Origin of the sequence: Rhodothalassium salexigens DSM 2132 (genome assembly GCF_004341375.1) — a bacterium.
Taxonomy (GTDB): Bacteria; Pseudomonadota; Alphaproteobacteria; order Sphingomonadales; family Rhodothalassiaceae; genus Rhodothalassium; species Rhodothalassium salexigens.
The window spans coordinates 217537-232830 of record NZ_SLXO01000005.1 but is presented as its reverse complement, the minus strand read 5'-3'; the positions used below and the strand labels follow the sequence as shown (position 1 = coordinate 232830).

The 15294-nt window shown below is 68.0% G+C and carries 11 protein-coding genes, 2 pseudogenes and 2 riboswitches; of the genes and pseudogenes, 5 read left to right on the top strand and 8 right to left on the bottom strand.

Features of this window, described 5'->3' with window-relative positions; translation table 11 throughout:
• Window positions 1-94: pseudogene (locus tag EV659_RS15225) on the top strand (IS5 family transposase); the annotation flags it as partial.
• Window positions 93-380: pseudogene (locus EV659_RS15220) on the top strand (DUF1826 domain-containing protein); the annotation flags it as partial. The pseudogenes EV659_RS15225 and EV659_RS15220, both read left to right, overlap by 2 nt.
• Before the next feature lie 56 nt (window positions 381-436).
• On the opposite strand, the gene EV659_RS08800 reads toward EV659_RS15220, so the two are convergent.
• The 4 genes from EV659_RS08800 to EV659_RS08785 all read right to left on the bottom strand — a co-directional run bounded on the left by EV659_RS08800 (window position 437) and on the right by EV659_RS08785 (window position 6944).
• Entirely contained in the window at window positions 437-1942 is a 1506-nt protein-coding gene (locus EV659_RS08800) for a TolC family protein (protein WP_132708497.1), read from the bottom strand.
• 2 nt (window positions 1943-1944) lie between these two features.
• The gene (locus EV659_RS08795) at window positions 1945-5115 is read right to left on the bottom strand and encodes an efflux RND transporter permease subunit (RefSeq protein ID WP_132708496.1); all 3171 of its coding nucleotides are present in this window, start codon (window positions 5113-5115) and stop codon (window positions 1945-1947) included.
• Window positions 5116-5129: 14 nt separating this feature from the next.
• Complete coding sequence (locus EV659_RS08790) at window positions 5130-6236, bottom strand: efflux RND transporter periplasmic adaptor subunit (protein WP_132708495.1); 1107 nt, start codon at window positions 6234-6236, stop codon at window positions 5130-5132.
• A gap of 375 nt (window positions 6237-6611) precedes the next feature.
• Window positions 6612-6944 (bottom strand): hypothetical protein, encoded by a 333-nt coding sequence (locus EV659_RS08785; protein ID WP_132708494.1) that lies wholly within the window; start codon window positions 6942-6944, stop codon window positions 6612-6614.
• Window positions 6945-7307: 363 nt separating this feature from the next.
• Between EV659_RS08785 and cobU the strand changes: the two genes are divergently transcribed.
• Entirely contained in the window at window positions 7308-7838 is a 531-nt protein-coding gene (gene cobU, locus EV659_RS08780; RefSeq protein ID WP_132708493.1) for a bifunctional adenosylcobinamide kinase/adenosylcobinamide-phosphate guanylyltransferase, read from the top strand.
• A 23-nt stretch (window positions 7839-7861) separates the two neighbouring features.
• Window positions 7862-8051, top strand: a riboswitch (cobalamin riboswitch).
• A gap of 200 nt (window positions 8052-8251) precedes the next feature.
• Window positions 8252-8632, top strand: a complete 381-nt coding sequence (locus EV659_RS08775; RefSeq protein WP_132708492.1) for a cysteine-rich small domain-containing protein — start codon at window positions 8252-8254, stop codon at window positions 8630-8632.
• 7 nt (window positions 8633-8639) lie between these two features.
• Here the strand turns inward: EV659_RS08775 and EV659_RS08770 are convergent, their stop codons facing one another.
• The 4 genes from EV659_RS08770 to EV659_RS08755 form a co-directional block, all read right to left on the bottom strand.
• On the bottom strand, window positions 8640-10094 hold the full coding sequence (locus tag EV659_RS08770) for a cobyric acid synthase (RefSeq protein ID WP_132708491.1): 1455 nt from the start codon (window positions 10092-10094) through the stop codon (window positions 8640-8642).
• A complete protein-coding gene (locus EV659_RS08765; protein ID WP_184409796.1) occupies window positions 10091-11635 on the bottom strand; it encodes a cobyric acid synthase in 1545 nt (514 codons plus the stop codon). The genes EV659_RS08770 and EV659_RS08765 overlap by 4 nt, the downstream gene beginning before the upstream one ends.
• Before the next feature lie 210 nt (window positions 11636-11845).
• On the bottom strand, window positions 11846-12754 hold the full coding sequence (locus tag EV659_RS08760; RefSeq protein ID WP_132708489.1) for a glycerophosphodiester phosphodiesterase family protein: 909 nt from the start codon (window positions 12752-12754) through the stop codon (window positions 11846-11848).
• Window positions 12755-12788: 34 nt separating this feature from the next.
• Window positions 12789-13673, bottom strand: a complete 885-nt coding sequence (locus tag EV659_RS08755; RefSeq protein ID WP_165878803.1) for an ABC transporter substrate-binding protein — start codon at window positions 13671-13673, stop codon at window positions 12789-12791.
• Window positions 13674-13874: 201 nt separating this feature from the next.
• Between EV659_RS08755 and EV659_RS08750 the strand changes: the two genes are divergently transcribed.
• Window positions 13875-14912 (top strand): FecCD family ABC transporter permease, encoded by a 1038-nt coding sequence (locus tag EV659_RS08750; protein ID WP_132708487.1) that lies wholly within the window; start codon window positions 13875-13877, stop codon window positions 14910-14912.
• A gap of 45 nt (window positions 14913-14957) precedes the next feature.
• Window positions 14958-15174, top strand: a riboswitch (cobalamin riboswitch).
• Window positions 15175-15294 lie beyond the last annotated feature (120 nt).

Below are 15294 nucleotides of genomic sequence, written 5' to 3'. Positions count from 1 at the left end.
GACCCGCTACGACAAAACCGCCGACAGCTATCTCGGCTTCATCCATCTCACCTCGATCCGCCTCTGGTTCCGCCACTTCGTCAACAGCCCCTAGGCTCGACGTGGTCACGACGAATGCCTGCCGGAGATTTCACATAGACGCCGTGACGACGCGGCTGGTCTGCACCTACCGGGGAACCGGTACGCAATACGGCATTTCGACAGACGGGGCCGAGCCGGGCCGTATCTTCACCGTGCCGACCGGCGCCCCGATCCTGCTGCGCGGGACGCTCTGGCCAGAACGCCCGCGCTCGGGCCTCCTACACCGCTCGCCCCCCATCGAGGGCACGGGCGAAACGCGACTTGTGCTCGTGCTCGACCTCGTCGACGATCCTCGGTAGCGGGGCGCGCTATCAGGTGGGTGGGCGGGGACGGATCTGGCGCCCCCGCCCGAGGCTCAGGCGCCCTCGGCCGCGGCCTGTGGCGTCGCGGCGAGTTGCGCCGGGGCCCCTTCCGTGCCGCCGCCGAGCGCTTGATAGGCGCTGATCCAGGCATCGACCTGGGACTGTTTGATCGCTACCAGTTCGAGCGTCGCCTCAAGCGCATCGCGTTGCGTCATCAGCACCTCCATATAGTCCGCGCGGGCGGACTTGAAGAGCCGGGTGGCGATGTCGATGGCGTTTGACAAAGCGTCCACCTGGCCGCGTTTGCGGTCCAGGCTGCGGTCCAGATTGTCGAGCCGCGAGACCAGGTTGGCCACCTCCACATAGGCCTTGAGCACCGTGCGCTGATAATCGTAGAGCGCCTGGAGTTGGCGCGCATTGGCGCTGTCATAGGCGGCGTGGATGGCCTTCCGGTTGAACAGCGGCACCATCAGATCCGCCGCCACATTGTACAGCAGCGATTCCGGCATGGTGGCGATCGACCCCACCTGGAAGGAGCGTACGCCTACCGCTGCCGTCAGGTCGAGCGAGGGATAGAAGCGCGCGCGCGCCACTTCGATGTCCAATTTGGCTGCCGCCAGGGCCAGTTCAGCCTGGCGGACATCCGGACGGTGGCTGAGCAGGTCGCGTGGCGTGCCCACATGCAGGTCGGGCAGGTCGAGGGTCGCGAAGTCATCGCTCCGCCGGTCGATGGCACGGGGGTAGCGGCCGATCAGCAGATTGAGCCGGTTTTCCGTCTCGGTGATCTCCTGGGCGACTGCGAACAACTCGCTTTTGTTCTTCAGCACCTCGGCATCGAACTTGCGCACCGCGAGCGCAGTTGCCTTGCCGGCGGCCTTTTGCAGCTTGACCGTCTTGAGCGCGGCTTCTTGGGTTTCGATCATCCGGCGCAGGATCGCCTGGTGCGTGTCGAGCGCCTTGAGCTCATAATAGGCGTGGGCGATCTCGGCCACCACATGGGTGACCGCGAAGCGCCGCCCCTCGGCGGTCGCCAGATAGCGCAATACCTGCGCCTTCTTGGCGTTGCGCAGCTTCTTCCAGATATCGATCTCCCAAGATGCCCGGGCCGACAACAGGAAGTCGGGCAGGGGTTCGGGAAACTCGCGATCCTCCTTGATGTGGAGTTGCTCCTCCACCGCGCCGTCGCGGGTGTAGCGACCGGCCTTTTCCACGCCGGCGCCAGCCTGTAACGAGACAAACGGCAGATACTCGCCGCTGCGCGCCCGGACCTCGTTTTGCGCCACCGAGATCTCTTGCAACAGGATGTTGAGTTCCTGATTGCCGTCGAGCGCGGTGTCGATCAGGGCGACGAGCGTCGGGTCGTCGAAAAACTGGCGCCAGGGCACGCCAGCCGAGTTTTGGTCTTCGCCCGTGCCCGCGAAATCGTCGGGCAGGGTGGCACCGTCGGGCATCGCCGTGACCATGTCGGGCGACACGGCCGTGGGCGAGGGCGCGCAGGCCTGCAACAGCGTCGACACGCAGGCCGCGCCGAGCAACGGAATCAATCGACGGGTGCGCATCGTCACTTGTCTCCATATTCGAGGGTTTCGCTGAGCGGTGCGTCGTGCTCGTCCTGGATCAGGTGTCGGTTCTCGGAGAGCTTGCCGAACACGTAATAAAGGCCGGGCACGATGAGCACGCCGAGCAGCGTTCCGAGTAGCATGCCGCCGGCTGACGACGCGCCGATGGTGCGGTTGCCGATGGCGCCCGCGCCGGTCGCCCGCACCAGGGGCACCAGGCCGGCGATGAACGCGAACGAGGTCATCAGGATCGGACGGAAGCGCACCTGTGCGCCTTCGATCGCGGCGTCGAGGATGGTCCGGCCCTCGCGGTGTTTTTGGACCGCGAATTCGACGATCAAGATCGCGTTCTTGCCCAACAGGCCGACCAGCATCACCAGTCCCACCTGGGCGTAGACGTTGTTTTCCAGCCCCATGAGCTTGAGCAGCAGGAACGAGCCCAGCACGCCCACCGGCAACGAGATGATCACCGCCAGTGGCAGCAGGAAGCTCTCATACTGGCCGACCAGCACCAGATAGACGAACACCAGAACGACGATGAAGATGTAGAGGGCTTCATTGCCGCGCTGGGCCTGGTCGAACGACAAGCCGGCCCAGGCGATGTCGTAGCCGCGCGGTAGCACCTCGTCGGCCACCTGTTTGATCGCCGCGATGGTGTCGCCGCTGCTGAAGCCCTTGGCCGGTGCGCCCTGAATGGCGGCCGAGGGGTAGGCGTTATAGCGGGTGATCTCGTTGAGGCCCTGCTTCTTGCGCACGCTCATGAACGCCGAATAGGGCACCATCTCACCGGCCTCGTTCTCCACATAGAGGTCGTCGAGATCCGAGGGCATGCGCCGGTATTGCGCGTCGGCCTGGACATAGACCTTGTAGAAGCGGCCGAACCGGATGAACCCCTGCTCGTAAGTGCTGCCGATCAGGATCGACAGAGTGTCGAGCGCCTTGCCGATCGACACGCCCTTCTGCATGGCGACCCGATTGTTGATGAGCAACTCGTATTGGGGGTAGTTGGCGCTGAAGAAGGTGAACAAGCCGCGCAGTTCCGGCCGCTCGCGCAAGGCCGCCATGAACCGCTCATTGACCTCGCCCAGACGGCCATAGTCGCCGCTGTTGGTCTTGTCCAACAGCCGCAGCGAAAAGCCGCCCGCCGCGCCATAGCCGGGCACCGCCGGCGGACCGAAGAACTCGATCGTCGCGCCCGAGATTTCGCGGGTCTTTTCTTCCAATTCCTCGACGATGTCATCGATCGTCTTGTCGCGTTCACTCCATGGTTTGAGGTTGATCAGGCTGGTGCCGGCATTGGAGCCGCGGCCTTCGGTCAGCACTTCATAGCCGGCCAGTGCGGACACCGACTGGACGCCCTCGATGGTCTCGGCGATCTCCTGCAACTCGCGGGTTTTGGCGTAGGTGCGTTCGAGCGTGGACCCCGGTGGTGTCTGGATGATGGCGTAGAGCATGCCCTGGTCTTCATTGGGGATGAAGCCAGCGGGCAATTGGGTGTTGAGCGCGTAGATGCCGGCGCCGCAGGCGGCCAGCACCCCGAAGGTCACCACCCGGCGCGGCACGATCCGACGCAGAATCGCCATATAGCCGCCGGTAACTCGGTCGAAGCCCCTGTTGAAGGTGTCGAGGGCTAGGCCGAGCGGGCCTCGGCGACGCGGCTCGCTCGACGGTCGTTTAAGGATCATCGCGCACAACACCGGCGTCAGGGTCAGCGCCACCACCCCGGACAGCACGATCGCCACTGCCATGGTGATCGAGAATTGGCGATAGAACACGCCCACCGGCCCGGTCATGAAGGTGACCGGTACGAACACCGCGGTCATCACCAGGGTGATGGCGATGATCGCGCCGGCGATCTCGTGCAGCACCTCTTGGGTGGCCCGGTAGGGCGACAGATTGGTTTCGTGCATCTTGGCGTGGACGGCTTCGACCACCACGATGGCGTTGTCGACCACGATCCCGATCGCCAGTACCAGCGCGAACAGCGTGATCAGATTGATGTTCACGCCCAGCACCTGCATGAAGAAGAAGGTGCCGATCAGCGACACCGGTACCGCCAGCGTCGGGATCAGGGTCGAACGCCAGTCGCCGAGGAACACGAACACCACCAGGGCGACCAGCAGGAAGGCTTCGATCAGGGTGTGCAGCACCTTTTCGATCGACGCGTCGAGGAAACTGGAGACATCGTAACTGATCTCATAGTCCATGCCCGGCGGGAAGGACTCGGCTTTGATCTCGTCGAGCTTGTCCTTGACGCGCGCGATCACGTCCTGGGCGTTGCTGCCGTAGCTCTGCTTGAGCACGATGGCGGCTGAGGGGTGGCCATCCAGGTTGGAGTAGATGTCGTAGAATTCGCTGCCCAGTTCGATCCGTGCTACGTCTTTCAGGTGCAGGATTTCGCCCTCTTCGGTAGCGCGCAGGATGATGTCGCCATATTGTTCAGGGGTTTTGTACCGCCCCTGATAGGTGAGCACATATTCCAGCGATTGCGAGGTGGCGCCCGACGCTCGGCCGAGTCGTCCGGGCGAGCCGATCACGCTCTGTTCGGCCAGCGCCTCCATCACCTGTTCGGTGGAGACGTCATAGGCGCGCATCCGGTCTGGCTTGAGCCAGACCCGCATGGCGTACTGCCGGCTGCCCAGGATCGAGGCGTTGCCGACGCCCTTGATCCGCTTGATCTCGGGCAGCAGATTGACGCCGGCATAGTTGAACAGAAACTTCATATCGGCGTCGTCCTGCGTGCTGTACAGGTTCACGTACATCAGCATCTGCGGTTGGACGCGATTGATGATCACCCCTTCGCGTTGGACCAGCGGCGGTAGCAGGGACTTCACCTTGTTGACCCGGTTGGTCACATTGACCACCGCCTCATTGGGGTCTGTGCCCTGATAGAAGACCACCTGGATGGTCGCCTCGCCGGCGCTGGTGGCGTCGGAGATCATGTATTTCATGTCCTGAACGCCGTTGATCGAGCGTTCGAGCGGGATCAGCACGGAATCTTCGAGCACCTTGGCGCTGGCGCCGGGATAGGCGATGGAGATCACCACCCGCGGTGGCGCCACCGACGGAAATTGCGAAACCGGCAGGGTGACGATGGCCAGAGCGCCCAGGAACAGCAGGATCAGCGAGATCACGATGGCCAGGGCCGGCCGGTGCAGGATCTTGGAAAACATCGGTCCTCTCCCTCTCACTCGGCCGGCAGCTTGAGGTCGGCGAAGGCGGCTGCCGGCGGCTCGAAGGTGAAGTCGATGTGCTGGCCGTCGCGCACCTGGCGCAGCCCTTCGAGCAGGATGCGCTCATCCTCTTCGAGTCCGCCGTCGATCACGAACAGGTCTTCGAGTTCCTCGCCGATGTGGACACGGCGCTGGTGCACCACATTGTCGGCGTCGACGACGAAGACATAGGTGTGGTCCAGGACCTCGAAGGTGGCCTTTTGCGGGACCAAAAGCGCGTCGGGGACCTGCGTGGTCAGTAGGATGTTGCCGGTCTGACCATGGCGCAGCAGCCCGGTTGGGTTCGGGAAATCGGCGCGAAACGGGATCGTCCCGGTCTGATTGTTGAAGGTCGCTTCGATGGTGGTGATGGTGCCCGGCTCATCGAACAGTTTGTTGTTGGCCATCAACAGCCGCACCTCACGGCCGATGACGCCTTCGGGACTGCTCGCATAGTCCAGATATTCGGCTTCGGGGATGTTGAAATAGACCCACATGTGGCTGTTGTCGGACAGCGTGGTCAACAGGTCGCCTTCCTCCACCAAGCTGCCTTCGCGCATTTCCAGCCGGTCCATGATGCCGCTGAAAGGCGCCTTGATATCGGTAAAGCCCAGATGGGTTTGGGCCAGCTGCTGTTCAGCCTTGGCGCGTTGGTACTTGGCCTTGGCGAGCGCCAATTCGCTGTCCGAAACCACATCGTTGCGGGTCAGACGTTCGGTGTTGTCATACTCGACCCGCGCGGCTTGCGTTTCGGCCGCGGCGCGTTCCAGTTCGGCCTGATAGGTCAAGGGCAGGATCTTGAACATCGCCTGGCCCTTTTTCACGCGCTGGCCTTCCTGGACCGCGACGGTTTCCAGGTAGCCCGGTTCCAGCGCCGCGATCTCGATATGCCGGCTGGAATGGATCTGCGCCACATAATCGCGGGTGATCGCCACGTCGCGTTCGATCGGCTGGCTGACCACCAAGCGGCCATGATGGTGTTCGCCGCCGTCGCCCTCGGGGGTGGGCTGGCAGGCGGTCAGGCCGATCAGGATGCACAGGCTGGTGACCAGCAACGGTCGGTCGGCAAAAGGTCTTGTCATTGTCTGTTCGTCTCGCAGGGCTCGCGGAGCCACCGGACGCCTGGCGTCGGTGGGGAGCAATCGCGGATGAAGGGGAATGGGGTGACGTGACGGCGGTCGCGCCCCGGCGTCGGACCGGTCTCATCGACACGGTCGGACGGATCGACCAACCCGGTACCTCGACAGCGGCCGGAGCCCTCGGCGCAGCGTATGCAGGTCGCCTCATCGCTGTGCGCGGCGGCACTGGTCACCGGCGCATAAGCGCAAAGGTGACCGACTGCGTCAGGCCGTTGAGGACGACGGGAACGCCACGCGGCGGGTTTCGTTCATGAGACCCAACCGAGGGCGCGGGCGTTTTCGAGGTGCGGAATGGGCGACGGGGAAGTGGCGCCGTTGTTAAGCGGCGTGAGGAGGGGCGCGCACGGCTGGGCGAGTACCTGTCCGTGTCGGCTGGGCCTCGGTGGCGGCGCGACAGGGGAGGGCGGCACCGGGAACGCCGAAGGGCACGATCGGCCCGGCACTGGGCGCCATCGGGGCGGCCCCGTCTTCGGTCGGCAGGTCGCCGGTTGAGAACAGCAAATGGGCTTCGCTGACCACATCGTCGTCGGCGAGCAGTCGCCCGGCGTCCACTTCGCCCAGAGTGAACAGAGTGAGCGCGCCCAGCAGAACGGCCTGGAGCAGTTCCGGGATCAGACTTTTGGGACGACTGATGGCGCGACGGTTGGGCATAGTTGCACCATATCAGCTTATTTGCATCACAACAATCGGTTCCTGCCCGACGGTCCGTTCAAAAAAACGCGATCGCTGCATGGGACGCCACCTTTGCGGGATCGGGGCGAGCCGTCCCAAGGACCGGTTCAGGTCGATCGTGATGCGGACGGGGCTCTTGTTCCGACACGGGCTCTCAGCCCTGGGCGTTGACCTGATTCCTGGATTGTCTTCGATCAGACGTTAAGTCTGTTCCGGGGTTGGTCCCTCTCTGAGCGATCAAAGTGTTCCTGCGGTGTGAAGTCGCGGTTCGATAAGCCTTGAAGGCGGCGCAATGCCCGGCCTAGGGAAGGCGGCGTGGCCATCGTTTGGGAGGTTGAGCTTGTGGCGGCCGTCAGTTTGATCATCGGCGCTGCCCGGTCGGGCAAGAGCCGACATGCCGAGGCGAGTGTGCGCGCCATCGGCGGCCAGCCCATCTACGTGGCCACCGCGCGCGCCTATGACGATGAGATGCGCGCGCGTATCGTCCACCACCGGACCCAGCGCGGCGCCGGCTGGCGCACCGTCGAGGAGCCCATCGACTTGGTCGGCGCGCTGGATCGGAGCGACGGGCAGGGACCGCGGCTGGTGGAATGCCTGACCCTGTGGCTGTCGAACCTGCTGCTGGACGGGCGCGACTGGTGTGGGCCCGCCGACGCGCTGCTCGACGCGCTCGATCGCCAGCGCAGCCCGGTGGTTCTGGTCGCGAACGAAGTCGGTTGGGACCCAGTGCCCGACAACGCCCTTGCCCGCGCGTTCGTCGACGCCCAAGGCGCGGTGGCCCAGCGTATCGCGGCCCGGGCCGAAACCGTCGTCTATGTGGTCGCCGGGGTGGCCCTGCCGGTCAAAGGCCCGACCGCCGCCACGCCCGCTTGACAGATCGCGGCCGGCCCGGCACCAGGAGGGGAGCGCGTTCTGGTGCTCCCCACCCCTTGGGGAGTGAAAAGGGAAGCCGGTGCGAAACCGGCGCTGCCCCCGCAACTGTAAGCGGCGAGCCTCCGCCCGAAAGCCACTGGCCTTGCGCCGGGAAGGTGGGCGGCGCGGCCCCGACCCGCGAGCCAGGAGACCTGCCAGGACCGATGAACTGACCCCGGGCGGCGGGCCCGGAGGCTGGGGTGCACGCCGGCGGCTGCGACCGCCGCGTGCGGCCGTCGTCTCCGCCCATCAACCCCCCACGGTCGAAGGTCGAGCCCATACCCCCGCGTGTGGGCCGGCCACCCACGCCCCGGCGCGGGTCCGCGCGGTCATCTGCGCGCCGCCCCCGGGACCGGACCGGAGAGGAGTTGCCTGTGCAACCCAAGGACACGACCACCAACGATCGCTTCAAGGGCTTCACCAACACCGACTGCCCGTTCCTGCCCTGCCATCAAGGCGTCCAGCGCGAGTTCAACTGCCTGTTCTGTTATTGTCCGCTGATCGCCTATGAATGTCCCGGCCCCTATCAGACCTTCACCGACAAGAACGGCCTGACGCGCAAGGACTGTTCGGCCTGCACGCTGCCCCATGACGGCTATCTGAAATCGTGGAACTTCATCCAGCGCTGGTTGGAATACCCGGTTCCCTGGTCGGGCAAGCCGCAAACCGAGCCGCCGACCCGCCGCCCCAAGCCGTCCGGCCAAGCCGGCGATGATGGCGCCCCTGGCGACGACACCGCGGACCAGGGGTCATGAGCGGCCCCTAGCGCGCGATCGCCAGCAAGGCGTCCAGGTCGATATCGGCGGCCAGGTCGTCGGCGAAGGCGTCGAGCGCCCGGTCGAGCCGTTGGTCATGGTTCAACGCGCCGGCGGTGGCGCCTTGGTCGGCCAGCCAGTGGCGGCGAAACCCGTCCGAGGCGAACAGGCCGTGCACATAAGAGCCCATGACCCGGCCGTCGGCCGACACCGCGCCTTCGGGCTCGCCGTCGAGGCTCAGCCACGGCCGGTCGAGCCCGGCGCCCTCGCTGACGCCCATATGCATCTCGTAGCCGGTGACCCGCGCGCCGCTGCGCCGCTCTTCGGCGTCGACCTCGACCAGCCGCTTGGTCGCGGTGATCCGGGTGTCGATCGCCAACAGGGCGAGCCCCGGCGTTTCGCCCGCCGGTCCCTCGATGCCGCCGGGGTCGCGCACCGTTCGGCCGAGCATCTGGAAGCCGCCGCACAGGCCCACTACCCGGCCGCCGCGGCGCACATGGGCGGCGATGTCCACGTCCCAGCCCTCATCGGTGAGCGCCGCCATGGCCGCGCGCGTCGCCTTGGTGCCCAACAGCACCACCACGTCGGCCTCGGCGGGGATCGGCTGGCCCGGGCGCACCCAGCGCAGGTCGACGCCGGGCTCGCCGGCCAGCGGGTCCAGATCGTCGAAATTGGCCAGGCGCGGCAGTTCGGGCACCGCCACCACCAGCGCGCCGGCGCGCCCGCGCCGCCGGCCGATGCCGAGCGAATCCTCCTCGGGCAGGGCGCGCGCGGCTGCCGACCAACGCACCAGGGCAAGCACCGGCCAGCCGGTCTCGGCGGCGATGTCGGCGGCGGCCGGCGCGAACACCGCCGGGTCGCCGCGAAACTTGTTGACGATCACGCCGGCGACACGCGCGCGCTCGGCCTCGGTCCACAGCCGATGATGGCCGACCGCCGCCGCCGTGACGCCGCCGCGCGCCTCGTCGCCCACCAACACGGCGGGCAGGTCGGCGGCCTCGGCCAGGCCCATGTTGGAAATGTCCTGGCGGCGCAGATAGCGCTCGGCGCCGCTGCCCGCACCCTCGACCAGCACCAGGTCGGCCTCGCCCGCCAGCCGGTCGAGGCTGGCGCACACGCTGCCCAAAAGCGCGGGCTTGATCTGCTGATAGGCGGCCGCCGAATAGCGCCCATGCACCCGCCCGTGCACCACCAGTTGCGCGTCCACGTCGGTTTCGGGCTTGAGCAGCACCGGGTTCATATGCACCGACGGCGCCAGGCCGGCGGCGCGCGCCTGCAACGCCTGGGCGCGACCGATCTCGCCGCCGTCGGCGGTGACCGCGGCGTTGTTGGACATGTTCTGGGCCTTGAACGGCGCCACCTTGAGGCCGCGCCGGGCATAGGCGCGGGCGAGCCCGGCGACCAGCAGGCTCTTGCCCACGTCCGAGCCGGTGCCGAGCACCATCAACCGGCGGCCGGTCATCGGGCCAGGGCCAAGAGCGTGTCGAGGTCCAGGTCGGCCTCCAACTGGTCGGCGAGCGCGTCGAGGGCGTCGTCCACCTGGGCCTGATAGTCGAGCCCCGAGGCGCGCCCGCCCATGGCGCTCAGCCAATGGCGGCGGAAGGCGTCTGAGCCAAAGACGCCGTGCACATAGGAGCCCATGACCCGGCCGTCGGCCGACACCGCGCCTTCGCCCCGGCCGTCGAGGTGCAGCCATGGCCGGTCGAGCCCGGCGCCGTCGCTGACGCCCATATGCATCTCATAGCCGGTCAGGCGGGTTTGGCTCGCCGCATCGAGCGCGTCGATCTCCACCAGGCGCTTGGTCGCGGTGATCCGGGTGTCGATCGCCAACAGGCCGAGCCCCGGCGTTTCGCCCGCCGGGCCTTCGATGCCGAGCGGGTCGGACACGGTCCGGCCGAGCATCTGGAAGCCCGCGCACAAGCCCACCACCCGGCCGCCGCGGCGCACATGGGCGGCGATGTCCACGTCCCAGCCCTGGGCGTAGAGCGCGTCGAGGGCGGGGCGCGTGGTCTTGGCGCCGCACAGCAACACCACGTCGGCCTCGGCCGGGATCGGCTGGCCCGGGCGCACCCAGCGCAGGTCGACACCGGGCTCCGACGACAGGGGGTCGAGATCGTCGAAATTGGCCGCGCTGGGCAGCTGCGGCACCGCGACCACCAGCGCGGGCTCGGGCCCGGTGGCGCCGGCCGGCGGCCGTTCGAGCGCCAGCGCGTCCTCGGCCGGCAGGCGGGCGGCCAGGTCGAACCAGCGTGCGACGCCCAACAGCGGCCAGCCGGTGGTCTCGGTCACGGTCCGGCAGGCGGGTTCGTAAAGCGAGAAATAGCCGCGGAACTTGTTGATCAGATAGCCCTGGATGCGCGCGCGCTCGGCCTCGCTGTGCAGCAGCCAACTGCCGACCAGGGCGGCCATGGCGCCGCCCCGGTCGTTGTCGGTCAGCAGCACCACCGGCAGGTCGGCTGCGTCGGCCAGGCGCATGTTGGTGATGTCGCAATGGCGCAGATAGGTCTCGGTGCCCGCGCCCGCGCCCTCGACCAGCACCAGGTCGGCCTCGGCGGCGACGCGCGCATAGCTGTCCATGACCGCCGGCATCAACAGCGGCTTGAGATTGTGATAATGGCGCGCCGGCCAGTTGCCGAGCGCCCGGCCGCGCAGCACCACCTGCGACCCCACCAGCGCCTGCGGCTTGAGCAACACCGGATTCATATGGATCGACGGCGCCAGGCCGGCGGCGCGCGCCTGCAACGCCTGGGCGCGGCCGATCTCGCCGCGCGGCCGCCGGCCCGATGCGTCGGGCGGCAGGTCGCTGTCGACCGTGACCGCGGCATTGTTGGACATGTTCTGGGCCTTGAACGGCGCCACCTTGAGCCCGCGCCGGGTATAGGCACGGGCGAGCCCGGCGAGCAGCAGGCTTTTGCCCACGTCGGAACTGGTGCCCTGGATCATCAGCGACCGGCCCCGGCGCGGCGGGCACGGGTCGAGCAGCGGCACGTCGAGGGACGGCATCGGCGGCGGCGCGTCGTCGGCCGGCAGATCGGCGGGCGGGGTGACGGACGAGCGGGCGGAGGGGGCGTCGGTCATGGCAATCCTGGACAACGCGGAGGGCTACGGGAATGCCGCCGGCATGGGCGGCGGGGCGGTTGCTTGTCAAGCGCCATGCCCGGCTGGCCGCTGGGCGGGCTCGGGGGGGCAGGAGGGCCGAGCCAGGGACGGCGCTCAGCGCAGTGCGCGGGTGATCCGGGCGGCGGCGGGCAGGGCGCGGGCGACCGCCTCGTAGCGGTCGGTGGCCACCAGGGTCACGCCGTGGGTGATGCGGCGATAGAGCCGGTCGTCGCCGAGCATGCGGATGCGGTTGTCCCAGGAGCCGGTCCACATACCGAGGGTGGCGAAGGCCGATTTGACGCCGCGCTCGGCCAGGGCCGCATAGAGCCCGGGGCGCGGTATCTCGGTGCCGGTCCAGGCGAGCAGCCGGTGCGGCGCCACGCCGGCGGTCAACAGCGCGTCGAGATGGGCCATGTCCTCGATCGGGGCGGCGATGGTCGCCGGCGGTGCCCGGCGGGCCACGGCGATGGTGTCGTCCAGGTCGTAGGTGGCGAACAAGACCCGGTCGAAGGCGTCGCGGGCCGCCACGGCGTCGACCAGATCGGCCAGCGTCACCGGCGCCTTGGCGTCGAGCGCCAGCACCGTGCGCCCGGCACTCCAATCCAGCAGGTCGTCCAGGGTGGGGATGCGATAGGGCGTCGCCCGACCGTCATTGTCGACCAGGTGCAGCCGGCGCAGTTCCCGAAAGGTTCGTTCGGCCACCGGGCCCGAGCCGGTGGTGGTGCGGTCGAGGGTGTCGTCGTGCATCAGCACCAGCACCCCGTCGGCGCTGCGGGTCACGTCCACTTCCAGCATGGCGGGCAGGCGCGCGAGGGTGTTGCGGCAGGTCTCCAGCGCGTTCTCAGGATAGCCGGGCACCGCGCCGCCCCGGTGCGCGCAGACCAGCACCGCCCCCTGTCGATGCAGCCGGTCGAACAAACCGGGCAGGCCGGTGTCGGGCGGTGCAACCAGGGCGGCGCGGCTGGGCCAGCGTTGGCCCAGCGGCGACCGGCGCCAGGGAGAGCGAAACAGACTGGGGATCAAGAGGCGACCTGAGGTGGTGAGGCGATATCCTTGGCTAACCGCTTGGCGGGAGGCTTGGCAAGGTGTGGCTGGCCGGCGGACGCCGGGCGGGGTCGGCCTTGGGCTGGTTTGCGGGGGCTGCGGCGCGTTGGGCGGCCAGGGCTTCGACGGCGGCGGGGAACGCCGGGCCGCCGCACATGGTCAGGGCGCGCGACAGGTAGAGCCGGCGGTCGCGACCATAGAAGCGGTCCAGCGCGGGGTGGCCAAGGACGGCGCTGCCTTGGTCGCCTGCGCCGTCGTGCGGGCGGTCGGTGACGATATAGTCGGGGCCGAGCATCAGCAGCGTTTCGAGTGACACCCGGCCGAGCGACCGCCTGCCCGCCTCGCCAGCCAGGTTGCGCAGGCCGGCTTCGGCCATGATCGCCGACACCAGCGACCGCTCGCCCGACACGAAGCCCCGGCGTTGATAGTGCAGGGCGCTCGGGTGCGGGCTTGCCTCGGTGTTGGCGCGCACGGCGGCGAGGCGGCGGCGCACCTCGGCGACCAGCGCCCGGCCGCGTGCCGGGTGACCGATGGCGGCGGCGATCTTGTGCGTCTGGGTCGCGATGTCTTCGACGGTATGGACCCGGCCGAGCTTGAGGATCGGGTGACCGAACTGGCGCAAAAGCGCCTGGGTTTCGCGCCGCCGATAGGGGCTGGCGATCACCAGGTCGGGGGCCAGCCGGAGCAGTTCCTCGCCCGCACCGGCGCTCTGCGGATAGCGCTGGGCTGCGTCGGCGAAGAACGACAGGTCGGGGTCGGTGGCGTAGTGGGTCAAGGCGGCGATCTGGTCGGGATCGGCCAGCGCGATCAGATACTGGTCGGCGCACAGGTTGAGCGACACGATCCGGTGCGGTCGCGCGGGCTCGGTTTGGGGCGTGTCGGCCGCGCCCGTCGGCATCGCCAGGCCGGCATACACGGCCGCCAGCGAGATCCAGCGGCGCCACGCCGCTGTGCGTGTGACAGGGCGGCGCACCCGCCCCCCCATGCGCGCTCTTGCCTCGCTCGATCTGGCCACCTAACACTCCGCGTCGAGCTTCCGACCTGCGCCTGCCGCGACGGAAGCACCAAACCGCACAGACCTGGACGAGGTTTGCACACCATGTCAATCGTCGCACCGCCCACGGCGGCCGCGCGTCGGGCTTTGCACGCGCGGCGGATCGGGTTGTTGTGCGGTGCGCTGACCGTGCTGTCGTTCGTGTCGTTAGCGGTCGGTCCGGCGGCTATGGGCCCGGGCGAGGCACTGGCCGGGCTGGTCGGTGCTGGCGACGCGGTGACCAACACGATCGTGGCGGAGATCCGCCTGCCGCGGACATTGCTGGCCGGTCTGATCGGCGCCCAGTTGGGCATGGCCGGCGCGGCCTTGCAGGGTTTTTTGCGTAACCCGTTGGCCGAACCGGGACTTTTGGGGGCATCCAATGCCGCCGCTCTGGGCGCCGTTGTGGCGCTGTACTTCGGCCTGGCGGGCACCGTTTTCTTCGCCCTGCCGCTGTTGGCCGCCGGCGGTGCGGTGACCGCCATGCTGGGACTTGTGCTGCTGTCGCGGCTGTTGCCCCAGCAGCAACCGTTCGCCACGCTGACCCTGGTGCTGTGCGGTATCGCGGTGTCGTCGCTCGCCGGGGCGTTGATCTCCTTGCTGCTCAATCTGTCGCCAAATCCGTTCGCGGCCATGGAGATCAGCTTCTGGCTGCTCGGCTCGCTCGAAGACCGCAGCCTGGCCCATGTGGCGTTGGCGGCGCCCGCGATCGCCGTGGGCATGGCCGTGCTGGCGGTCAATGGCCGTGCGCTCGACGCCTTGTCGCTGGGCGAGGACGCGGCCGCCACGCTCGGCGTTGACCTGGCCGCGGTGCGCACCCGGCTGATTGTCGGGATCGCGGTGGGCGTCGGCGGTGCGGTCTCGGTGTCCGGCGCGATCGGCTTTCTGGGCCTGGTGACGCCGCACCTGGCGCGGCTGTGGTTCGGCGCCCAGCCGTCGCGCTTGTTGTGGCCCTCGGCGCTGTTGGGGGCGCTGATCCTGCTCGGGGCCGACATGGCGGTGCGCGTTGTGCCCACCAACAATGAACTCAAGCTCGGTGTCGTCACCGCGCTGATCGGCGCGCCGTTTCTCATTCACCTGATGATCCGCTTCCACCGCGCCTGATCTGCGTTGCCCGGTCGGGGGCTTGCATTCGCCTGACCCGGTGGCTATCGATGGCGATCAGATGGTGCCCGCCTGCAGAGGCGGGATAATAGGGAACGCAGTGCGCGCCCATGGCTTCGGCCGGCGCAAATCTGCGGCTGTACCCGCAACTGTGATTGGGGAGTTCGGTCACGATAGACCACTGGGGCTTGTCTGCCCCGGGAAGGTGTGGCCCGAACGACGATCCAAGAGCCAGGAGACCTGCCATCCCATCGCCCGCCCGCCGACCGGGAATAGTCGGAGGGAGCGGTTATCCGTAGCGGCGATACCACCTGAAACCGGGTGGAAACGGATGCGGGTAACACGTGCGGGCGGCGGCCATCGACGGTCGCCATCGCTTCTT

Coding starts and splice junctions, on each gene's coding strand:
- EV659_RS08800 (WP_132708497.1), bottom strand. CDS start 1,942: ATGCGCACCCGTCGATTGATTCCGTTGCTCGGCGCGGCCTGCGTGTCG.
- EV659_RS08795 (WP_132708496.1), bottom strand. CDS start 5,115: ATGTTTTCCAAGATCCTGCACCGGCCGGCCCTGGCCATCGTGATCTCG.
- EV659_RS08790 (WP_132708495.1), bottom strand. CDS start 6,236: ATGACAAGACCTTTTGCCGACCGACCGTTGCTGGTCACCAGCCTGTGC.
- EV659_RS08785 (WP_132708494.1), bottom strand. CDS start 6,944: ATGCCCAACCGTCGCGCCATCAGTCGTCCCAAAAGTCTGATCCCGGAA.
- EV659_RS08770 (WP_132708491.1), bottom strand. CDS start 10,094: ATGACCGGCCGCCGGTTGATGGTGCTCGGCACCGGCTCGGACGTGGGC.
- EV659_RS08765 (WP_184409796.1), bottom strand. CDS start 11,635: ATGCCGTCCCTCGACGTGCCGCTGCTCGACCCGTGCCCGCCGCGCCGG.
- EV659_RS08755 (WP_165878803.1), bottom strand. CDS start 13,673: ATGCCGACGGGCGCGGCCGACACGCCCCAAACCGAGCCCGCGCGACCG.
- EV659_RS08750 (WP_132708487.1), top strand. CDS start 13,875: ATGTCAATCGTCGCACCGCCCACGGCGGCCGCGCGTCGGGCTTTGCAC.